The sequence below is a fragment of the Methylobacterium sp. Leaf104 genome, assembly GCF_001422885.1.
Lineage (GTDB): Bacteria > Pseudomonadota > Alphaproteobacteria > Rhizobiales > Beijerinckiaceae > Methylobacterium.
In genome coordinates this window covers 175,394-194,941 of the sequence record NZ_LMMZ01000041.1, presented here as the reverse complement: position 1 = coordinate 194,941, position 19,548 = coordinate 175,394, and the positions used below count along the sequence as shown (strand labels likewise).

15 protein-coding genes and 2 pseudogenes are annotated in these 19,548 nt (G+C 71.9%); 11 read left to right on the top strand and 6 right to left on the bottom strand.

From position 1 onward, the window contains the following. Positions 1-71: 71 nt before the first annotated feature. Positions 72-1,184: a hypothetical protein gene (locus ASF49_RS22745; RefSeq protein WP_056478174.1), complete on the top strand. Its 1,113-nt coding sequence runs from the start codon at positions 72-74 to the stop codon at positions 1,182-1,184. Between the two features lie 3 nt (positions 1,185-1,187). On the opposite strand, the gene ASF49_RS22740 is transcribed toward ASF49_RS22745, so the two are convergent. Next, a complete protein-coding gene (locus ASF49_RS22740) occupies positions 1,188-2,111 on the bottom strand; it encodes a LysR family transcriptional regulator (protein ID WP_056478172.1) in 924 nt (307 codons plus the stop codon). Between the two features lie 186 nt (positions 2,112-2,297). Here ASF49_RS22740 and leuC point away from each other — a divergent pair, with 186 nt between their 5' ends. After that, positions 2,298-3,746, top strand: coding sequence for a 3-isopropylmalate dehydratase large subunit (leuC, locus tag ASF49_RS22735; protein WP_056478169.1), 1,449 nt, complete (start codon positions 2,298-2,300; stop codon positions 3,744-3,746). Between the two features lie 2 nt (positions 3,747-3,748). After that, the gene (leuD, locus tag ASF49_RS22730; protein ID WP_056478167.1) at positions 3,749-4,357 is read left to right on the top strand and encodes a 3-isopropylmalate dehydratase small subunit; all 609 of its coding nucleotides are present in this window, start codon (positions 3,749-3,751) and stop codon (positions 4,355-4,357) included. 24 nt (positions 4,358-4,381) lie between these two features. Here leuD and ASF49_RS22725 read toward each other — a convergent pair whose 3' ends face one another. Continuing rightward, a complete protein-coding gene (locus ASF49_RS22725; protein WP_056478165.1) occupies positions 4,382-5,479 on the bottom strand; it encodes a branched-chain amino acid aminotransferase in 1,098 nt (365 codons plus the stop codon). 213 nt (positions 5,480-5,692) lie between these two features. Between ASF49_RS22725 and ASF49_RS24305 the strand changes: the two genes are divergently transcribed. From ASF49_RS24305 to ASF49_RS22710, 3 genes are all read left to right on the top strand, one after another. Next, the gene (locus ASF49_RS24305) at positions 5,693-6,181 is read left to right on the top strand and encodes a MarR family winged helix-turn-helix transcriptional regulator (RefSeq protein WP_243214741.1); all 489 of its coding nucleotides are present in this window, start codon (positions 5,693-5,695) and stop codon (positions 6,179-6,181) included. Between the two features lie 103 nt (positions 6,182-6,284). Then, positions 6,285-7,691 (top strand): alpha/beta hydrolase, encoded by a 1,407-nt coding sequence (locus ASF49_RS22715; protein ID WP_056478163.1) that lies wholly within the window; start codon positions 6,285-6,287, stop codon positions 7,689-7,691. Beyond that, positions 7,688-9,238 (top strand): GMC family oxidoreductase, encoded by a 1,551-nt coding sequence (locus ASF49_RS22710; protein WP_056478161.1) that lies wholly within the window; start codon positions 7,688-7,690, stop codon positions 9,236-9,238. Before ASF49_RS22715 ends, ASF49_RS22710 begins: the two co-directional genes overlap by 4 nt. Before the next feature lie 64 nt (positions 9,239-9,302). Here ASF49_RS22710 and ASF49_RS22705 read toward each other — a convergent pair whose 3' ends face one another. The 3 genes from ASF49_RS22705 to ASF49_RS22695 form a co-directional block, all read right to left on the bottom strand. Then, entirely contained in the window at positions 9,303-10,181 is an 879-nt protein-coding gene (locus ASF49_RS22705) for an SDR family oxidoreductase (protein ID WP_056478159.1), read from the bottom strand. Positions 10,182-10,315: 134 nt separating this feature from the next. Beyond that, positions 10,316-10,519 (bottom strand): hypothetical protein, encoded by a 204-nt coding sequence (locus ASF49_RS22700; RefSeq protein WP_056478157.1) that lies wholly within the window; start codon positions 10,517-10,519, stop codon positions 10,316-10,318. 85 nt (positions 10,520-10,604) lie between these two features. Further along, positions 10,605-12,470, bottom strand: a complete 1,866-nt coding sequence (locus ASF49_RS22695) for a glycoside hydrolase family 15 protein (protein ID WP_243214743.1) — start codon at positions 12,468-12,470, stop codon at positions 10,605-10,607. A 250-nt stretch (positions 12,471-12,720) separates the two neighbouring features. Here ASF49_RS22695 and ASF49_RS24030 point away from each other — a divergent pair, with 250 nt between their 5' ends. The 5 genes and pseudogenes from ASF49_RS24030 to ASF49_RS22670 all read left to right on the top strand — a co-directional run. Further along, positions 12,721-12,954, top strand: a complete 234-nt coding sequence (locus tag ASF49_RS24030; protein WP_056478153.1) for a hypothetical protein — start codon at positions 12,721-12,723, stop codon at positions 12,952-12,954. Between the two features lie 2 nt (positions 12,955-12,956). Beyond that, complete coding sequence (locus ASF49_RS22685; protein ID WP_056478151.1) at positions 12,957-13,586, top strand: TetR/AcrR family transcriptional regulator; 630 nt, start codon at positions 12,957-12,959, stop codon at positions 13,584-13,586. Next, entirely contained in the window at positions 13,583-14,827 is a 1,245-nt protein-coding gene (locus ASF49_RS22680) for an efflux RND transporter periplasmic adaptor subunit (protein ID WP_056478148.1), read from the top strand. Before ASF49_RS22685 ends, ASF49_RS22680 begins: the two co-directional genes overlap by 4 nt. 48 nt (positions 14,828-14,875) lie before the next feature. Further along, positions 14,876-17,700: pseudogene (locus tag ASF49_RS22675) on the top strand (efflux RND transporter permease subunit); the annotation flags it as partial. Position 17,701: 1 nt separating this feature from the next. Beyond that, a pseudogene (locus ASF49_RS22670) lies at positions 17,702-18,114 on the top strand (efflux RND transporter permease subunit); the annotation flags it as partial. A 40-nt stretch (positions 18,115-18,154) separates the two neighbouring features. Here ASF49_RS22670 and ASF49_RS22665 read toward each other — a convergent pair. Continuing rightward, on the bottom strand, positions 18,155-19,477 hold the full coding sequence (locus ASF49_RS22665) for an MFS transporter (protein ID WP_056478144.1): 1,323 nt from the start codon (positions 19,475-19,477) through the stop codon (positions 18,155-18,157). Positions 19,478-19,548 lie beyond the last annotated feature (71 nt).

The following is a 19,548-nucleotide window of genomic DNA, read 5'->3' as shown; positions in this document are numbered from 1 at the left end:
GCCCTCCCGCCGGCCGCGAATACTGTGTGCACGTCACGGTCGGCAAGACCGGACGGCATCGGGAGGAAAGCATGAGGCTTCGGCTTGGTCTGGCCGCGCTCGCGGTCGCGTGGGCGGGCGTGGCGTCCGCGGACCCGTTGACGTTCCAGGTCGATCCGGCCTGGCCGAAACCGCTGCCGAACCAGTGGATCATGGGGCAGGCCTCGGGGGTCGCCGTCGACGCGCAGGACAACATCTGGGTGGTGCAGCGCCCGCGCACGCTCACCGACGACGAGAAGGCTGCAAGCCTCAACCCGCCGCGCACCAAGTGCTGCCGCCCCGCGCCGCCGGTCCTGGTGTTCGATCAGGCCGGCACCCTGATCCGCAGCTGGGGCGGCCCCGGCGAGGGCTACGACTGGCCCCAGAACGAGCACGGCATCCACATCGATCACAAGGGCTTCGTCTGGCTCGCCGGGAACGGCGACACCGACGGGCAGATCCTGAAGTTCACCCCCGAGGGCAAGTTCGTGCTGCAGATCGGCAAGCAGGGACCCCAGACCAACAGCCTCGATACCAGCCGGCTCGGCAAGCCCGCCGCCATGCAGGTCGACCCCGAGACCAACGAGCTCTACGTCGCCGACGGCTACTTCAACCACCGCGTCATCGTGTTCGATGCCGAGACGGGCGCCTTCAAGCGGATGTGGGGCGCCTACGGCAAGCCGCCGACCGACGAGACCCTGCCGGCCTACGATCCGGCGGCGGCTCCGGCCCAGCAGTTCCGCAACCCCGTCCACTGCGTGCAGATCGCCCGCGACGGCCTGGTCTACATCTGCGACCGCACCAACGACCGGGTCCAGGTCTTCCGCCGCGACGGCACCTTCGTGAAGGAATTCTTCGTCGAGAAGAACACCCGGGCCAACGGCTCCGTCTGGGAGCTGGCGCTCTGGCCCGACGCCGAGCAGAGCTACCTCCTCAACGCGGACGGAGCCAACAACGAGGTCCGCACCCTGAGCCGCGAGACCGGCGAGGTGCTCGGCGCCTTCGGCCGCAACGGCCGCATGGCGGGGGATTTCCATTGGGTCCACAACCTCGCGGTGGACAGCCGCGGCAACGTCTTCACCACCGAGGTCGACACCGGCAAGCGCGCTCAGAAGTTCCTGTTCCGGGGCGACATGATCCTGCGCAAGCGCGCCGCCCTGCCCTGATCCCTATCCTCCGGCGGTGCCGGACCCGCCCGCCACCGCCGCCCAGAGGCGTTCGGCCGGCGGGCTCTGCCGGGCCCGGGCGCGGTAGAGCCGGATCTCGATGGCGATGTCCCGCTCGGGGCCCGCGGCCCGCACCAGGGTGCCGCGGGCGAGGTCGTCGGCTACCAGGCTCATCGGCGCCCAGGCGAGACCTCGTCCGTCGCGGGCCATGGCCACCAGCACCGAGGCGAGGTGGGAGGTGAAGCTCGGGCCGAGCCGCGCGCCGCTCTCCTCCACCGCCCGCGTGGCCGCCAGGATGCGCCCGATCCCGGACTCGCCGCTGAAGCCGAGGAGCGGAACCGGGGTGCCGGAGGTCTCCGACGGGGAGAACAGCGGCGTCGCCGCGCCGGGGACCGGCGCGCTCACCGGCAGGAGATGGTCGGTGCCGACGGGCAGGCTCCGGAACGGCTCCGACATCAGGAAGCTCGCCGCGGCCGGATGGTGGTGGCAGAGCAGGAACTGCGCCTCGCCGCGCAGCATCACCTGCTCGCAGGCGGCCATGTGGGCCGCGGTGAGATGCACGGTGGCGCTGAAGGATTCGCGTGCCTCCAAGGCCCGCAGCCAGGGCGGGAAGAAGGTCAGTGACAGGGCCTGGGTCGCGGCGAAGCGCAGGGTCTCGGCGGCCGCGCGCCCGGCCGCGCGGGCGGCTTCCCGGCCCTGGTAGAGCCGGCGCAGGGTCTCCTCCGCCACCGGGCGGAAGCGCAGGCCCGCCGGGGTCAGGGTCACGGGCTGGCTGTCGCGGTCGAAGAGCGGGCCGCCGACCCAATCCTCCAGGGCCCGGACCCGGCGGCTGAAGGCCGGCTGGGTGATGCCGCGCTGCTCCGCGGCCCGGGAGAAGTGGCCGCCATCGACCAGGGCCAGGAAATCCTCCAGCCAGGCGGAATCCATCGCGTGTGCGCTCTCAGGGGTTCGGGTCTCGGGCCTTGCCGGAGGGCTGCAGAATGCGAGGGGGCCGGCGGAGGGTCAACCGGCCGAGCGGCACGGCATCACCTGATGCCGCATCGGCATTGGCCTCCCGGTCCGGGATCGGGTTCAATTTTGGGGCACCTTTTCCGCGTAGCCGAGAGCCGATCGATGCAGGCCCGCACCCTCTACGACAAGCTTGTGGACGCCCACACCGTGCGCCGTCTCGACGCCGCCGAAGGCCCCGGTGCCAGCGTCCTCCTCTACATCGACCGCACCGTGCTCAACGAGTACACCAGCCCCCAGGCCTTCAGCGGCCTGCGCGCCGCCGGGCGCCGGGTCTGGCGGCCGGAGGCCGCCCTGGCGGTGGTCGACCACGTCAATCCCACGGCCGAGCAGCGCGTCGCCGCCATGCCGGATCCCGGCGGGGCGCGGCAGGTCGAATACTTCGACGCCAACTGCCGGGATTTCGGGATCGAACTCCTCGACGTGCTGCACCCGCTCCAGGGCATCGAGCACGTGGTCGCCCCCGAGCAGGGCTTCGTGCAGCCCGGCATGATCGTGGCGGCGGGCGACAGCCACACCACCACCTACGGGGCGCTCGGCGCGCTGGGCTTCGGCATCGGCACCTCGGACATCGAGCACTACCTCGCCACCCAGACCCTGGTGTACCGCCGGATGAAGACCCTGCGGGTCACGGTCTCGGGCATCCTGGCGCCGGGCGTCACCGCCAAGGACGTGGTCATGGCCCTGATCCGCCAGATCGGCGCCGACGGGGCGACGGGCTACGCCGTCGAGTTCGCCGGTCCCGCGATCGAGGCCCTGTCCGTCGAGGGGCGCATGACGATCTGCAACATGGCGGTGGAGTGCGGCGCCCGCGGCGTCGTCATGACCCCCGACCGGACCGTGCTCGACTACTTGGCGGACAAGCCCCGCGCGCCGAAGGGCGCCCTCTGGGAGGCTGCCGCGGCCCATTGGCTGACCCTGCGCAGCGACGACGCGGCCGTGTTCGACCGGGAGGTCGCCCTCGACGCCGCCGCGATCGAGCCCATGGTGACCTGGGGCACCAGCCCCGACCAGGCGGGTCCGGTCAACGGGCGCGTGCCCGATCCGGCGGCCGAGCCCGATCCGGCCCGGCGCCGGGACATGGTCCGGGCGCTGGCCTACATGGATCTCGCGCCGGGCACGCCCCTCGCGGCCATCCCGATCCAGCGCGCCTTCATCGGCTCCTGCACCAACGCCCGGCTCTCCGACCTGCGCGAGGCCGCCGCCCTCGTGCGCGGCCGGCGGGTCGCGCAGGGGGTCCAGGCCATGGTGGTGCCCGGCTCCTCCAGCGTGCGCCGGGCCGCGGAGGCGGAGGGCCTCGACCGGGTCTTCCTCGACGCCGGCTTCGAGTGGCGCCAATCCGGTTGCTCGATGTGCCTGGCCATGAACGACGACGTGCTGGCGCCGGGCGAGCGCTGCGCCTCCAGCACCAACCGCAACTTCGAAGGCCGCCAGGGCGCGGGCGGGCGCACCCACCTGATGAGCCCCGCCATGGTGGCGGCCGCGGCCATCGCCGGCCACCTCACCGACAGCCGCCGCTTCGCGCCGGAAAACCGCCTCGTGCCGGAGACCTGACCATGCAGCCCTTCACGATCGTCGCGGGTCCGGCCGCCGGCCTGCCCGGCGCCAACATCGACACCGATGTCATCATGCCCAAGCAGTTCCTCAAGGGCATCGACCGGGAGGGCCTGGGCGAGGCCACCTTCCACGACCTGCGCTACGTCGGTCCGGGGCAGCCACGCCCGGACTTCGTCCTCAATCGGCCCGAATGGCAGGGCGCGCGCATCCTCGTGGTCGGCCCGAATTTCGGCTGCGGCTCGTCGCGCGAGCACGCGGTCTGGGGCCTGCTCCAGGGCGGCATCCGCGCGGTCATCGGCACCAGCTTCGCCGGCATCTTCGCCGACAACGCCGCCAATAACGGCCTGCTGCTGATCGAGCTGGCGCCCGGACCCCTCGCCGAACTCGCGGCCCGGGCGGCGGACCCCGGCGCCAACCGCATGACGATCGACCTGCCGGCCCAGACCATCACCACCGCGGACGGCGCGGTGCAGCGCTTCGACATTCCGGCCCGGCGCAAGGATCACCTCGTCCGCGGCCTCGACGCGATCGGCGCCACCCTCGACCACGCGGACGCGATCCGGGCGTTCCAGGCCCGGCACCTCGCGGCCCGGCCCTGGCTCGCCTGAACCGGGCTTCGGAACGCGGCCGGCTCAGTAGACCCGCGTGACCCAGCCGTGGGGATCGGGGGCGTTGCCGCGCTGGATGTCCACGAGGGCCGAGCGCAGGCGCTTCGTCACCGGACCGGCGACGTTGTCCGAGACCGAGAACTCGCCATCCGCGCTGCGCACCGTGCCCACGGGGGTGATCACCGCGGCGGTGCCGCAGGCGAAGACCTCGCGCAGGCGTCCGCTGCCGGCGTCCGCCTTCCAGTCGTCGATGGAATAGGGGCGCTCCGCGACGGCGATGCCGTCGGCACGGGCCAGGGTCAGGATCGAGTCGCGGGTGATGCCCGACAGGATGGTGTCGCTCAGCGGCGGGGTGACCATCGAGCCGTCGTCGAAGACGAAGAAGATGTTCATGCCGCCGAGCTCCTCGACCCAGCGGCGCTCGATCGCGTCGAGGAACACCACCTGGGCGCAGCCATGCTCCACGGCCGCGGCTTGCGCGCGCAGGCTGGCGGCGTAGTTGCCGCCGCACTTGGCCGCCCCGGTGCCGCCGGGCGCCGCGCGGGTCTGGTCCTGCGAGACCCAGACCGTCACGGTCTCGGAGCCGCCCTTGAAGTAGGCGCCCACCGCCGAGGCGATGACGAGATAGAGGTATTCCGAGGACGGCTTGACCCCGAGGAACACCTCGCTGGCGATCATGAAGGGGCGCAGGTACAGGCTGCCGCCCTCGCTCGACGGGATCCAGTCGCGATCCGCGCTGACCAGCTGCTTGACCGATTCGACGAAGACGGCGTCGGGCAGGGGCGGCATCGCCAGGCGCTCGGCCGAACGGCGGAAGCGCAGGGCGTTGGCCTCCGGCCGGAACAGGGCGGCGCCGCCATCGGCGGTGCGGTAGGCCTTCAGCCCCTCGAAGATCTCCTGGGCGTAGTGCAGCACCGCCGCCGCCGGATCGAGGGAGATCGGCGCGCGCGCCTCGACGCGGGCATCGTGCCAGCCGCGCCCCTCGACGTAGCGGATCGTCACCATGTGGTCGGTGAACACCCGCCCGAAACCGGGATCGACGAGGAGCTCGGCCCGACGCTCCGGCGGGATGGGCGAGGCATGCGGCTGCGTGGCGAAGGAGAGGTCGTCGGGGGCGCTCATCGTCAGTCCTTACTTACGTCTCGTCGGATCAATCAAGGGCCGGTGCGGCGCCAGCCACGGCGCGGGCCGCCGGGTGCAGCCGGACGACGAGACGTGTGCTGGTGCCCTGATACGACGATGTCCGCTTGCGATCAAACGGCTTGCATCCTAATAATACGCAAACGAAAAGAGAACCGGGCCGCCCCGGCGCCGGTGCTCGCAGGAGCCTCGTGCGTGTCGCCCCGAAAACCGCCCGCGGACCCGCCGCCTGCCGAATTGCCGCCTGTCCGGAGCCTGGATCAGCTCCGCCTCGCCTACACGCACACGCTGCTGCTGACGGGTCGGCACTGGCGCCGCGCCGCCAACGCCGTGATGGAGGCGCACGGCCTCTCGGACGCCACGGCGGTTCCGCTGATCATGATCGCCCGCCTCGACGGCGCCCCGCGCCAGAACGCCCTCGCGGAGGCCGTCGGCATCGAGGGCCCGTCGCTGGTGCGCCTCCTCGACCAGCTCTGCGAGGCCGGCCTCGCGATCCGCCGCGAGGATCCGACCGACCGCCGGGCGAAGGTGCTCAGCCTGACGCCCGCCGGCACGGCCGTGGTCGCCCGCATGGAGGGCGACCTCGCCCGGCTGCGCGCCGAGGTCTTCGCAGAGGTCGGTACGGCCGATCTCGAGGCGAGCCTGCGCGTCTTCGCGGCTCTGCAGGCCTCCGCGCCCCGCTGACGGACGCGCAAGCCGCGCAGGCGTTCGTTCCGCCCCCGGGCTGCTGCCGAACGCCGCGTCCCCGCTGACTTGAAGAGACGACGCGGCGCGCTCTTTCGAGCCTATGCCGATCAAATCATCCGACCGCCCGGTCTTATATTGCCTACATTACCTCGGCGGCAGTGCCGGGACTTTCGAGATGGTGTCGCAACACCTCGCGGACGCGGTGACCTGCGTCGCCCTCGACCTGCCCGGCTTCGGCGCGGACGGCGCTGGTCCCGGACGGGACGTCGCCGCGATGGCCGACGGCGTGGCCGCCCGGATCCGTGTCGATGCGCCGGACCGGTGGATGCTGGCCGGCAACAGCATGGGCGCCAAGGTCGCCCTGGCGGTCGCCCGCCAGGCGGAGGACGGTGCGCCGGGCCTCGGAGGCCTGGCTGGACTTGTGCTCATGGCGGGCTCGCCGCCCTCCCCCGAGCCCATGGCCGAGGACAGGCGCGCCGCCATGATCGCCTGGATCGACGCCGATCCCGCGACCCGGCAGCGGGAGGCCGAGGCCTTCGTCACCGCGAACGTCGCCGCGCCCCTCGACCCAGATCGGATGGCCCGGACGGTGGCGGATGTCCTGCGCGCCGGCCCCGCGGCCTGGACGCTCTGGCTCACCTCGGGCAGCCGCGAGGATTGGTGCGCCCAGATCGGCGTGCTGCGCAGCCCCGCGATCATCTTGGCGGGGACCGACGATGCCGATCTCGGCCCGGCGGCCCAGGCCGCGCTGACGGCGCCGCATCTCGCTTATCACCGCCTCGTGCCCCTGGCCGGGACCGGGCACCTCATTCCCCTGGAGCGCCCCGAAGCGGTGGCCGAGGCGGTGCGGAACCTCGCGTCCGGAGCGGTCGCGACGGGGGCCGAGGCCCCCTCGCTCCCGGACGCCTATGCCGCCCTGATCCGGTCGGACCGCGTGAACGCCCGCCTGCGCAAGGCCCTGCTGCAGCGGGCCGAGCCGGACGACCCGGCCTACCAGCCCCGAGCCCTCGACCCCGTCGGCCTCGCCATCCTGCGGGCCGCCTGCGCCCGGGTGCTGCCGCAGGACGGCGCAGGGACCATCGATTTGGCGGCCCGCATCGACGCGCGCCTGGCGAGCGGGGCTGGGGACGGCTGGCGCTTCGCCCGGCTTCCCCCCGACCCGGAAGCCTACCGGCGTGCCCTCAGGACCCTGGACGCCGCCGCCCGCGCCGCGCACGACGCGCCCTTCGTCGCCCTCGCGGCCGAGGCGCAGGAGGCGATGCTCGGAAGCCTGGAGAGCGGTGCGGTCTCCGGCGACCTCGACGCGGAGCAGATGGGCTTCTGGTTCGAGGACCTGCGCGCGGACGTGGCCCGCACCTACCTCGCCCACCCCGTCGCATTGGCCCGCATGAACTTCAGCGGCATCGGCGCCGGCGGCGACACCGACCCCCTGCCCGGCTTCCACGCGGTCGGCATCGGCCGACGCGAGGCCTGGGAACCGAACGGCCCCGTGGAGACCGCCCGATGAACCTCGATGCGATGCGTCGCCACGCAACCTCCGAGACGGTCGACGCGGTGGTGATCGGCACCGGTGCCGGCGGCGCGCCGCTGCTGGCGCGCCTCGCCCAGGCGGGCCTCTCCTGCGTCGCCCTGGAGGCGGGGCCGAACTTCGACCCGAAGGGATTCGCCTTCGACGAGACCCTGGCCGACGAGATCTACTGGACCGAGGAGCGGCTCAGCGGCGGCTCGACGCCCGAGGCCTTCGGCGGCAACAACAGCGGCACCGGCGTCGGTGGCTCGACCCTGCACTGGGGCGCCTTCACGCCCCGGGCCGACGCCCGGGACCTGCGCCTCCACAGCGAGACCGGCGAGGGCGTCGACTGGCCCCTGGACTATGCCGAGCTGCTGCCGTTCTACGAGCGCGTCGAGGCCTTCATCGGTGTCTCCGGCCCGGCCGCCTATCCTTGGGACGAGACCCGCGCCTATCCCTTGGGTCCCGTCGCCCGCAACGCCCCGGCCCAGGCCATGGCGAGCGCCTGCGCGACCCTCGGCGTGCGCTTCGCCGACGCGCCAGCGGCGGTGGTCTCGCGCGCCTTCGCCCAGGAGCACGGTCCGACCCGGCCCGGCTGCATCAATTGCGGCTACTGCCACCAGGGTTGCCGCACCGGCGCCAAGACCAGCATGGACGTCACCTACCTGCCCCTCGCCGTCCATCACGGGGCCGAGATCCGGGCCGAGGCCCGGGTCCACGGCATCGAGCGCGCGAAGGACGGCCGGGTGACGGCGATTATCTACCGCCAGGGCGGCATCGACCATCGCCAGCCCTGCCGCAACGTCTTCCTCTGCGCCGGCTCGGTGGAATCCGCGCGCCTCCTGCTGCATCTCGACCTCGCCAACGGCAGCGGCCAGGTCGGGCGCAACTACATGGGGCACGTCGCGACCCAGGTCTGGGGCACCTTCGAGCCCGAGATGCGGATGAACAAGGGCTATCCCTCCTCGCTGATCACCGAGGACATGATCCGGCCGGCCGACGCGGACTTCGCCGGCGGCTACCTCGTCCAGAGCCTCGGCGTGGTGCCGCTCACCTTCGCCAATTCCCTGGCGCGGGGCCGCAAGCTCTGGGGCCGGGCCCTGGCCGACCAGCTCGCCCGCTACAACCACATGGCCGGCATCGGCATCAACGGCGAGACCCTGCCCTGCGACGCCAACGTGCTGACGCTCTCCGACGAGGTCGATGCACTGGGCATGCGCAAGGCCGCGATCAGCTTCGGCTACAGCCGGAACGAGGAACGCCTCAACGCCCACGCGACCCAGTTCCTGAACCGGGTCTGGGAGGCGGCCGGGGCCACGGACCTCTGGACCCTGGAGCGCGTCGCCCATACCATCGGCACCTGCCGCATGGGCCGCGACGGCGAGACCGCGGTGGTCGATCCGTACGGCCGAACCTTCGAGGTCCCGAACCTCTGGGTCTGCGACGGCTCGACCTTCCCGAGCTCGCTCGCCGCCAACCCGGCCCTGACGATCATGGCGTTGAGCCTGCGCAGCGCCGAGGCGTTCCTGAAAGCTGGGCGCTAAGCGATCGGCACGTCTCAGCGGCGGTGGGTCGAGGCTGTTGCCCCGGCCACGGGCGTGGGTTTCATCAATACATCGGCGTCCCGCCCGTGACCGGCACCAGCGCCCCGGTCATGTAGCTGCCCTCGCGCGAGGCGAGGAGCACGTAGGCGGGGGCGAGTTCGGCCGGCTGGCCGGCACGGCCCAGCGGCGTGTCCGCGCCGAGGGACTCGATCTGCTCGGGGCTCTTCACGATGGGCTGGATCGGGGTCCAGACCGGGCCAGGGGCGACGCAGTTCGCCCGGATGCCCTTGGGCGCCAGCAGGTTGGACAGGCCGATGGTCAGGCTCGCGATGGCGCCCTTGGTGGAGGCGTAGACCAGCATGGTCTTGTCGGCGACCTTGGCCTGCTGGCTCGTGGAGTTCACGATGGCGGAGCCCGGCTTCATGTGCGGCACGGCGGCCTGGGCGAGGTAGAGCATCGCGAAGACGTTCGCGCGGAACGACCCCTCGAGGTCCTCCGGCGTCACGTCGTCGAGATCCTCGTTGACCACCTGCGCGGCGGCGTTGTTCACGAGGATGTCGAGGCCGCCGAGTTCGGACACGGTCCGCGCGACGAGGTCGCGGCAATGGGCCGGGTCGCGCAGGTCGCCGGGCAGGAGCAGGACGCGCCGGCCCGCCCTGCGCACCCATTCGGCGGTGTCCTCGGCATCGGACTGCTCGACCGGCAGATACGAGATCGCCACGTCGGCGCCCTCGCGGGCATACGCGATGGCCACCGCCCGGCCGATGCCGGAATCGCCGCCGGTCACCAGGGCGACCCGGTCGGTGAGCAGCCCTTTGCCGACGTAGCTCGTCTCGCCGTGGTCGGGGGCCGGACGCATCCGCGAGGTCAGGCCCGGCCGCTCCTGCTGCTGGTCGCCAGGGAAGGGCGGCCGCGGGCCGGCGTCGCGGGGATCGATGGTCATCGGCTTGAGGGCCTTCCGGGGCTGTCTTCGGTGCTTGTCTTCGGTGCTTGTCTTCGGTGCTTGTCTTCGGTGCTTGTCTTCGGCGGTTGTCTTCGCGCGGAAGGGACCCGCCGGGCGGCGGGTCCCGGACGTCGTCAGGCGTCCGCGTCGTCGGCCTCAAGGATGGTCTCGAGGTCGCCCGTGAGGGCATCGAGCTGGTCGGAGGTCGCCCGGATCTTGAACCGGGTGCCGTCCTCGGCCTCGACCGCGATCTCCACGTGATCGTCGACCCGGGCCGCCAGGGCCTGCTTGAGGGTGTAGGTCGTCACGTCCGTCGTCTTGTCCGTGGCCTTGGCCATGCTGCCGTCTCCTGTTGTGGTCTCCGGCAACGCGGCAGGGTGGGGGTCGGATCTGCGACCGATGCTCCCGCCGAATGCCGCAGCCTCAGAGGCTGAGGCCCGACAGGGTGGCGGCGGCCTGGATCAGGGCGAGGTGGGTCAGGCCCTGCGGCAGGTTGCCGAGATAGGCGCCGGTCACCGGGTCGGCCATCTCCGAATAGGTGCCGGAATTCCGGTCGAGCGCCTTCACCAGGGCCTCGAACGCCGCCTGCGCCTCCTCCGGCTCACCGAGAAGAGCCTTGGCCTCCACGAGCCAGAACGTGCAGGCGAGGAAGCAGCCCTCCTCCGCCTCGGCGCCCGTGTAGCGGTAGTGGTAGGGGCCGCGCCCCAGCTCCCGGTCGATGGCCCGGCAGGTGGCCGCGAGGCGCTCGGGATTGCCGAACCGGAAGCGCACGGCCAGCGCCAGGGAGGCGTCGAGCTTCTCGGTGCCGGGATGCATCACGTAGGACTGCTTCGCCTCCGACCAGCAGTTCCGGTCGATCCACTCCGCGACCCGGTCGCGGGCGCGGGCCCAGCGCTCGCGGCACGTGCCCGGCAGGTGTCCGCCATCGGCGAGTTCCACCGCCCGGGCCAGCGCCTGCCAGCAGCTGATCTTGGAGCCCGTATAGTGCTCGGCATCCGGAAGCTCCCAGATGCCCGCGTCCTTGAGCTTCCAGGATTCGGCGCATTGGTCGGCGAGCCGGGCGAGCAGCGTCCCGGTGCGCAGGTCGAGCATGTTGCCGTCGGCGACGAAGCGCTCGGCGGTCTCGAAGATGTCGCCGTAGATGCCGTGCTGGTGCTGGCTCGTGGCGGCGTTGCCGGTGCGCACGGGGCGCGAGCCGCGATAGCCCGGCAGGTCGATGTCCCGCTCGCCGGGCACGCACCCGCCGTCGAGGGTGTAGAGCACCTGTGCCCCGTGCTCGCCGATGTGGCGCATCAGCCAGGACAGGGCCGCGTTGGCCTCGGCCTGCGCGCCGAGGCGCAGGAAGGCCTTGATGACGTAGCCGGCATCGCGGATCCAGGCGTAGCGGTAATCGTAGTTCTTGGAGCCGCCGATGCCCTCGGGCAGGGAGCTCGTGGCCGCCGCCGCGATGGCGCCGGTGGGCGAGTAGAGCAGCAGCTTCAGCGCCAGGGCGCTGCGCTCGACGGGCTCGGCGTAGCGGCCTCGATAGGCGAGACGCTCGGTCCAGTCCCGCCATTCCTGGCACGACACGTCGATGCGCCCGTCGATCTCGTCGATCGGTGCCACCACCAGGGGCTGGTCCTCGGCCGCCACGATGGCGACGATCTCCCGCTGGCCCGCCCGGACCTCGACGAAGCCCGCGATGGCGTGGTCGTTCTCCGTCTCGATCCGGATGCCGTCGCTGGTGCGGAACAGCCCCATCATGCCGGCGACGTGGAAGGCGGTGCCGTTGCTGTTGCCGGACAGGTAGGGGGCCGCCGTGTCGCCCCGCGTGCCGAAGACCAGCGAAACCCGGAAGCGCACGTGGCCCTCCAGGCCCTCGATCCGGCGGGCGAGTTCCGCCCAGGGCAGGCGCCCCGCCGGGCCGCTGTTCAGGCTCTCGGTGAGGCGTGCCCGCCCGGTCTTCGTGGTGAAGACGGTCTCGTGGACGTTGCTGCCGTCGCGGTAGCCGATCTCGGCCGTGAAGGGTTCCTCCGGCGTGATCGCGAAGTAGCCGCCCTCCTCCGGGCTGAGCAGGCGGTCGAACAGCGGCGGCGAATCGAGGTTGGGGCAGCACCACCAGTCGATGGAGCCGTCGGCGCCCGAGAGCGCCACCGAGCGGCCCTCGCCGATGGCCGCGTAGCCCTCGATCGGGAGGTATCCGTCGGTGCGGGCGACGGCACCGCCCTCGCGGGGAAAAGGCTTCAGCACGGCGCGGGCGACCTCGGATGGTGAGCGGACGGTTCCGGCCGGGGCCGGGCGTGCCGGCACGGACAGTCCGTGCGCGTCGCGTATGTCCGAACCGGGCCGACCGGGATCCTCCGCGGGGGTCTGCTCGAACCCGCGCGTCGCATCCCCGTTCCGGTTCCGGCTTGCTTCACGTTGACACGGCGGCCTGCGCCGGGAGCTCGGCCCGTGACCGCAAGGCCGCATCGCCGTGCCCTTCGGCACATCCAAAATGAACGCTCATTGACCAGTGAATGAGCGTTCAATACAACGACAGGGTCGGTGGGAGGTTGCCATGCAGCGGACGTACGAGACTGTTCCGGTTCAGGCGCTGGTCCGGAAGGTACGGGCGTTCGTCGCGCCGGAGCAGCTGCTGCTCGGGGCCGTTCTGGTGCTCGGCTGGGCCGCCCTGATCGCCTGGACCGGCAACGGCGCGGTGGGCTGGCAGGCCCGACTCTGCGCCGGTGCCGACGCCTCGGTCGCCGCCTGCCGGGTGGTCGCGCCGGCGGCGGACCGCAAGGTCTCCTGACCATGGCGGCGCCGATCGGCACCCTCGTCGATGCCCGCGCCAGCCAGGCCGCGCGCCGGGAACAGATCCTCGACGCCGCCTGGGCCTGCTTCGTGCGCAACGGGTTCCACCGCACCACGATGCAGGACCTCGCCCGAGAGGCCGGCATGACGGCAGGCAACTTCTACCATTACTTCCGCTCCAAGGAGGCGCTGGTCCTCGGCCTCGTCGAGCGCGAGCGGATCAGCGGCGCCCAGCTGGTGACGCGCCTTCAGCAGGAGGGCGACCGGCGCGGCGCCCTGTTCGGCGTGCTCGGGCAGTATTTCGGCGCCCTGACCCGGGAGGCGGCGGTGCTGCGCCTCGAAATCTGGTCCGAGGGTACCCGCAACCCGGCCATCGCCGCCCTGACGGCGGAGACCGAGGCGGAGGCCCGGGCCTGGTTCGAGGAGACCTTCGCCGACCTCGCCACCGCACCCGATTGCGATCCGGTTGCCCTCTACGCCCTGCTGGCGCCGCAACTGAAGGGCATCGTCCTGAGCCGGGCCATCCTGCCCGACTTCGACACGGGATCCGCCGTGGCGCAGCTCCAGGCCCTGATCGAGGCCGGGCTCGCCGGCCGCGCGCCCCACTTCGCCACGGAACCCCGCCCATGATCGCCGCCCGCCTCGGCCTCGCCCTGCTCGCCCTGGCGCTGCCGGCCTCCGCCACCCTCGCCGGCTCGCCCCAGCCGCCGGCCGGCGCCGGCCAGCCGGCGAAGGCCAGCCTCGTGCCGACGATCAGCGTGGTCGATGCCAAGCGGCGGGAGATCGTCGAGTCGGTGGTCGTCACCGGCACCCTGGTCCCGCGCGACGAGATCCTGGTGACGCCCGAGATCGAGGGCTACCGGGTCACCGAGGTGCTGGTCGAGGAAGGCGCGCGGGTGGCCCGCGGCCAGGTGCTCGCCCGCCTCTCGCGCGACCTGATCGACCGCCAGCTCGCCCAGCAGGCGGCGCTGGTGGAGAAGGCCGAGGCCGCCGTGCCCCAGGCCCAGAGCAGCATCGAGCAGGCGGAGGCCGCCGAGACCGAGGCGCGCCTCTCCTATGAGCGGGCCCAGCAGCTCCTGAAGACCGGAAACGCCACCGCGGCCGTCATGGAGGGCCGCACCGCCAGTCTGCGCCAGGCCGAGGGCAAGCTCGCCTTCGCCCGCAACGGCCTGCGCATCGCCCGGGCCGACCTCGCCCAGGCCCGGGCCGTCCTGGAGGAACTGAACCTGCGTCTCGCCCGCACCGAGATCCGCGCGCCGGAGGCCGGCGTCGTCAGCCGCCGCACCGCCCGGGTGGGTCTGGCCGCCTCGGCCTCGGCCGAGCCCCTGTTCCGCCTGATCGCCCGGGGCGAGATCGAGCTGGAGGGCGAGGTCATCGAGACCAAGCTGCCGCAGCTGCGCGAGAACGCCCCGGCCTGGATCGACCTCGGCGACGGCGTTCGCCTGGCCGGCAGCGTACGGACCGTCTATCCGGAGGTCGACCGCGCGACCCGCCTCGGCAAGGTCCGCATCCGCCTGGAGTCGGACCCACGCCTGCGCATCGGCACCTTCGCGCGGGGCGCCGTCGAGCTCGCCCGCACCCGCGGCGTGACCGTGCCGCAGGCCTCCGTGCTCTACGGCGGGGGCAGGCGCAGCTCCGTCCTCGTGGTCGCCGACGACGTGGTCGAGGCCCGCGAGGTCCGCACCGGCCTGTCCGACGACGACGACATCGAGATCCGCGCCGGGCTCACCGACGGCGAGCGCGTGGTGGCCCGCGCCGGCAGCTTCCTGCGCGACGGCGACCGGGTCCGCCCCGTGGCTTTGGCCGTGCCCGAGCCGGCCGTGGCCGCCGCGCCCTCCCCGCGCGAGACCGCCGAGGCCGGCACGCCCTGACCGGGTGCCGCCTCGCCTCCCGAGAACAAGACTTCACCGAGTCGCCGCATGCGCCTGAACATCTCCGCCTGGGCGATCCGCCACCCGATCGCGCCCCTCGTGCTGTTCCTGGTGCTGATCGTGCTCGGCCTCGTCAGCTTCCGCAGCCTCGCGGTCACGCGGATGCCCAATGTCGACGTGCCGATCGTCTCGGTGACGATCACGCAGAGCGGGTCGGCTCCCGCCGAGCTCCAGACCCAGGTCACGAAGTGGGTCGAGGATTCGATCGCCGGCGTGCGCGGGGTCAAGCACATCACCTCGGCGATCACGGAAGGCTCCTCCGTCACCACGGTGGAGTTCCGCCTGGAGGTGAACACCGACCGGGCCGTCAACGACGTCAAGGACGCGGTCTCGAAGATCCGCATCAACCTGCCCCGCACCATCGACGAGCCGGTGATCCAGCGCGTCGAGATCACCGGCCTGCCGATCCTGATCTACGGCGTGAAGTCGCCCGGCATGACGCCGGCCGAATTGTCCTGGTTCGTGGAGGACAAGGTCGCGCGCTCCCTCCAGGGCGTGAAGGGCGTCGGCGGCGTCGAGCGGGTCGGCGGCGTCGCCCGCGAGATGCGCGTCACCCTGCTCCCCGACCGCCTGCTGGCACTGGGCGTCACCGCGGCCGACGTGAACCGGCAGCTGCGCCTGACCTCCGCCGACATGGCGGGCGGGCGCGGCGAGGTCGGCGGCCGCGAGCAGTCGATTCGGACGCTGGCCGCCTCGCGCTCGCTGCGCGACCTCAAGGCCACCTCCATCGTGCTCTCCGGTGGCCGCAAGGTCCGCCTCGACGAGCTGGCGACCCTGGAGGATTCCATCGAGGAGCCGCGCACCTTCGCGCGCTTCAACGGCGAGCCGGTGGTGGCCTTCGCGGTCTCGCGCGGCTCCGGCGCCAGCGATGCCGAGGTCGCCGCCGGCGTCGAGAAGCGGATCGCCGAGTTCAAGACCGCCTATCCCGACATCCGGTTCGAGACCATCGACTCCTCGGTGGCAGCCACCATCGGCTCCTACGATTCGGCGATGCACACCCTGATCGAGGGGGCGGCGCTCGCCGTGCTGGTGGTGTTCCTGTTCCTGCGCGACTGGCGCGCGACGCTGATCGCCGCCATCGCTCTCCCGCTCTCGGTCTTCCCGACCTTCTGGGCGATGGACGCCATGGGCTTCACCCTCAACGGGATCAGCCTGCTCGCCATCACGCTGGTGACGGGCATCCTCGTCGACGACGCCATCGTGGAGATCGAGAACATCGTCCGCCACATGCGGCTCGGCAAGTCGCCCTACCGCGCCTCCATTGAGGGCGCCGACGAGATCGGGCTCGCCGTCATCGCCATCACCGCGACCCTGATCGCGGTGTTCGCGCCGGTCTCGTTCATGGGCGGCATCGCGGGCCGCTACTTCATGCAGTTCGGTCTGACCATCGCGGTCTCGGTGTTCATGTCGCTCCTGGTGGCGCGCCTGATCACCCCGATGCTGGCGGCCTACTTCCTGCGCGACCACGGCCATGCCGAGGCGCGCGAGGGGCCGGTGATGCGCGCCTATGGCCGCCTCGTCGGCTGGTCGGTGCGCCACCGCGTCGTCACGCTGATCGTGGGCCTCGCGCTGTTCGCCGGCTCGCTCGCCTCCACCGGCCTGCTGCCCTCTGGGTTCGTGCCCAAGCAGGACAATGCCCGCACGCTGTTCATGGTCGAGCTCGCGCCGGGCGCCCGGCTCCCCGACACTGTGGCGGTGTCCGACCGGGTGGTGGCCCGCATCCGGGCCCTGCCCGAGGTGGTCTCGGTCTTCGTCGATGGCGGCCGGCAGGCCGGCGGCAAGAAGGAGACCCGGCTCGCCACCCTCATCGTCAACCTGACGCCGAAGAGCCAGCGCGGCCGCAAGCAGGCCGCCATCGAGACCGAGATCGCCGGCCTGCTCGCGGCGGAGCCAGACATCCGCTCCTGGACGCTGCGCGACGGCGGCCAGCGCGACCTCGCCCTCGTCGTCGGCGGCCCCGACATCGACGTGGTCACGGAGGTCGCCGCCCGGCTCCAGCGCGACATGGTGGCGATTCCCCACCTCGTCTCCGTGATGTCGACGGCCCCCCTCAACCGCACCGAGGTCCGCATCCGGCCGAAGGAGGCTGCCGCCGCCGATCTCGGCGTCTCCACCGACGCCATCGCCGAGACCGTGCGGGTCGGCACCATCGGCGACATCGGCCTGAATCTCGCGAAGTTCAACGCGCCCGACCGCCAGGTGCCGATCCGGGTGCAGCTGCCCGAGAGTGCGCGGGGCGCGGTCTCGCGCCTCGAGAACCTCAAGGTGCCGGCCAAGAACGGCGCCGCCGTGCCGCTCGCGGCCGTCGCCGACATCGAGCTCGACCAGGGACCCGGCGCCATCGAGCGCTACGATCGCGTGGTGCGCGTGGCCGTGGAGGCCAACATGGAGGGCTCCGACGCGCTCGGCTCCCTCATCGCTCAGGCGCTGGAGACCCCGACCGCGAAGAATCTGCCGCCGGGCGTCACCATCCGGCAGACGGGCGACGCCGAGGTGATGGCCGAGGTGTTCTCCGGCTTCCTCATGGCGATGGGGGCCGGGATCATGATGGTCTACGCCGTGCTGGTGCTGCTGTTCGGCTCGTTCCTGCAGCCGCTCACCATCCTGTTCTCGCTGCCGCTCTCCATCGGCGGCGCGATCCTCGGCCTGCTGATCCTGAACATGCCGATCTCGATGCCGGTGGTGATCGGCATCCTGATGCTGATGGGGCTAGTGACGAAGAACGCCATCATGCTGGTGGACTTCGCCGTCGAGGAGATGGCCCGCGGCGTCGACCGGGTCACCGCCATCGTGGATGCGGGCCGCAAGCGGGCNAACATGCCGATCTCGATGCCGGTGGTGATCGGCATCTGATGCTGATGGGGCTAGTGACGAAGAACGCCATCATGCTGGTGGACTTCGCCGTCGAGGAGATGGCCCGCGGCGTCGACCGGGTCACCGCCATCGTGGATGCGGGCCGCAAGCGGGCGCGGCCCATCGTGATGACCACCATCGCCATGGCGGCCGGCATGGTGCCCTCGGCCATGGCGCTCGGCGTCGGCGGCGAGTTCCGGGCGCCGATGGCGGTGGCGGTGATCTCGGGCCTGATCGTCTCGACCCTGCTCTCGCTGGTCTTCGTGCCGGCGGTGTTCCTGCTGATGGACAGCCTCGGAGCCGTCCTCGGCCGGGTCTTCGGCCGCTTCGTCGGTGCGACGGACGAGGCCGCCCTGCCCCTCCCCCACGCCTGAGGCGAGGCGGGGCGCTCCCGACCAGGGGCACCCGGACGGGTCAGTCGATGCGGTCGCTGCGGCGCAGCTGGGCCGGCAGGGCGAACAGGCTGATCGCGGCGGCGGTCAGGCACAGGCCGGCGATCACCCAGATGGCCGGGGTGGTCGATCCGGTCAGATCCTTCACCCAGCCCACCATCACCGGGCTGACGATGCCGCCGAACTGCCCGAGGGTGTTGATGAGGGCGATGCCGCCGGCGGCGCCGACGCCGGTGACCAGCTTCGGCGGCAGGGTCCAGAAGGTGGGGATCGAGGCGACGATCCCGGTCCCGACCAGGCAGAGAGCCAGCATCAGCGGCACGATCTGCCGGTCGAACAGGCCGGCGCCGAAGAAGCCCAGCGCCGCCGCGATGGCGAGGCCGGCCACGAATTTCGGCCGGTTGCCGGAGGCGTCGGACAGCCGCCCGATCACCACCATGCTGATCGCCCCGCAGATGTAGGGCAAGGCCGCCAGGAGCCCGACCGTCCCGGTGCTGGCGCCGCTCGCGGTGCGGATCAGGTCCGGCCCCCAGAAGTTCAGGCCGTAGGAGCCGATCTGGAGCAGGAAGTAGATCAGCCCGACCTTGAGGAAGCCGGGGCTGCGGATGGCACCCAGGAGCGAGTGGTCGCCGATGCCGCGATTGGCCTCGGCGATCTGGCTCGCCACCAGGGTCTTCTCGGATTCGGTGAGCCAGCGGGCATCGGTGACGCGGTCGTCGAAGCGGCTCATCACCAGGGCACCGAGGAGCAGGCAGGGCAGGCCGCCGGCGAGGAACAGCCATTGCCAGCCGGCCAGTCCCGCGACGCCGTTGAGCGAGGTCAGGATCAGACCCGAGAACGGGGCGCCGAAGATGCCCGAGAAGGCCGAGGCCACGAACAGCATCGAGGTGATGCGCCCCCGCCGCGAGGCCGGGAACCACAGGGTGAGGTAGTAGAGGATGCCGGGGGCGAAGCCCGCCTCCATGGCGCCGATCAGGAAGCGCAGGGCGTAGAAGTGCCATTCCTGGGTGATGAACACCATGGCGGCGGTGGCGAGCCCCCAGGAGATCATGATCCGGGCGATCCAGCGCCGGGCGCCGACCCGGTACAGGATCAGGTTCGAGGGTACCTCGAAGATGACGTAGCCGACCACGAACAGGCTCGCGCCGAGGCCGTAGGCGGTGTTGCTGAAGCCGAGGTCGCTCTGGAGCTGGAACTTGGCGAAGCTGATGTTGATGCGGTCGAAGAAGGCGAACAGGTAGCAGACCATGATCAGCGGCATCAGCCGCCAGGCGATCTTCCGGTAGGTGGCGGCTTCGCTGGTCTCTGCGGGCACGCCGAGGGCGGCCGGGGCGGCGAGGGTCATGGGGTCTCTCCCTGGAGGCGTCTCGATGGGGCGCGCCGCCCTTGGCCGGGCGATCTTGCAGATTCGGGCGG

Coding starts and splice junctions, on each gene's coding strand:
- ASF49_RS22745 (WP_056478174.1), top strand. CDS start 72: ATGAGGCTTCGGCTTGGTCTGGCCGCGCTCGCGGTCGCGTGGGCGGGC.
- ASF49_RS22740 (WP_056478172.1), bottom strand. CDS start 2,111: ATGGATTCCGCCTGGCTGGAGGATTTCCTGGCCCTGGTCGATGGCGGC.
- leuC (WP_056478169.1), top strand. CDS start 2,298: ATGCAGGCCCGCACCCTCTACGACAAGCTTGTGGACGCCCACACCGTG.
- leuD (WP_056478167.1), top strand. CDS start 3,749: ATGCAGCCCTTCACGATCGTCGCGGGTCCGGCCGCCGGCCTGCCCGGC.
- ASF49_RS22725 (WP_056478165.1), bottom strand. CDS start 5,479: ATGAGCGCCCCCGACGACCTCTCCTTCGCCACGCAGCCGCATGCCTCG.
- ASF49_RS22715 (WP_056478163.1), top strand. CDS start 6,285: ATGCCGATCAAATCATCCGACCGCCCGGTCTTATATTGCCTACATTAC.
- ASF49_RS22710 (WP_056478161.1), top strand. CDS start 7,688: ATGAACCTCGATGCGATGCGTCGCCACGCAACCTCCGAGACGGTCGAC.
- ASF49_RS22705 (WP_056478159.1), bottom strand. CDS start 10,181: ATGACCATCGATCCCCGCGACGCCGGCCCGCGGCCGCCCTTCCCTGGC.
- ASF49_RS22700 (WP_056478157.1), bottom strand. CDS start 10,519: ATGGCCAAGGCCACGGACAAGACGACGGACGTGACGACCTACACCCTC.
- ASF49_RS24030 (WP_056478153.1), top strand. CDS start 12,721: ATGCAGCGGACGTACGAGACTGTTCCGGTTCAGGCGCTGGTCCGGAAG.
- ASF49_RS22685 (WP_056478151.1), top strand. CDS start 12,957: ATGGCGGCGCCGATCGGCACCCTCGTCGATGCCCGCGCCAGCCAGGCC.
- ASF49_RS22680 (WP_056478148.1), top strand. CDS start 13,583: ATGATCGCCGCCCGCCTCGGCCTCGCCCTGCTCGCCCTGGCGCTGCCG.
- ASF49_RS22665 (WP_056478144.1), bottom strand. CDS start 19,477: ATGACCCTCGCCGCCCCGGCCGCCCTCGGCGTGCCCGCAGAGACCAGC.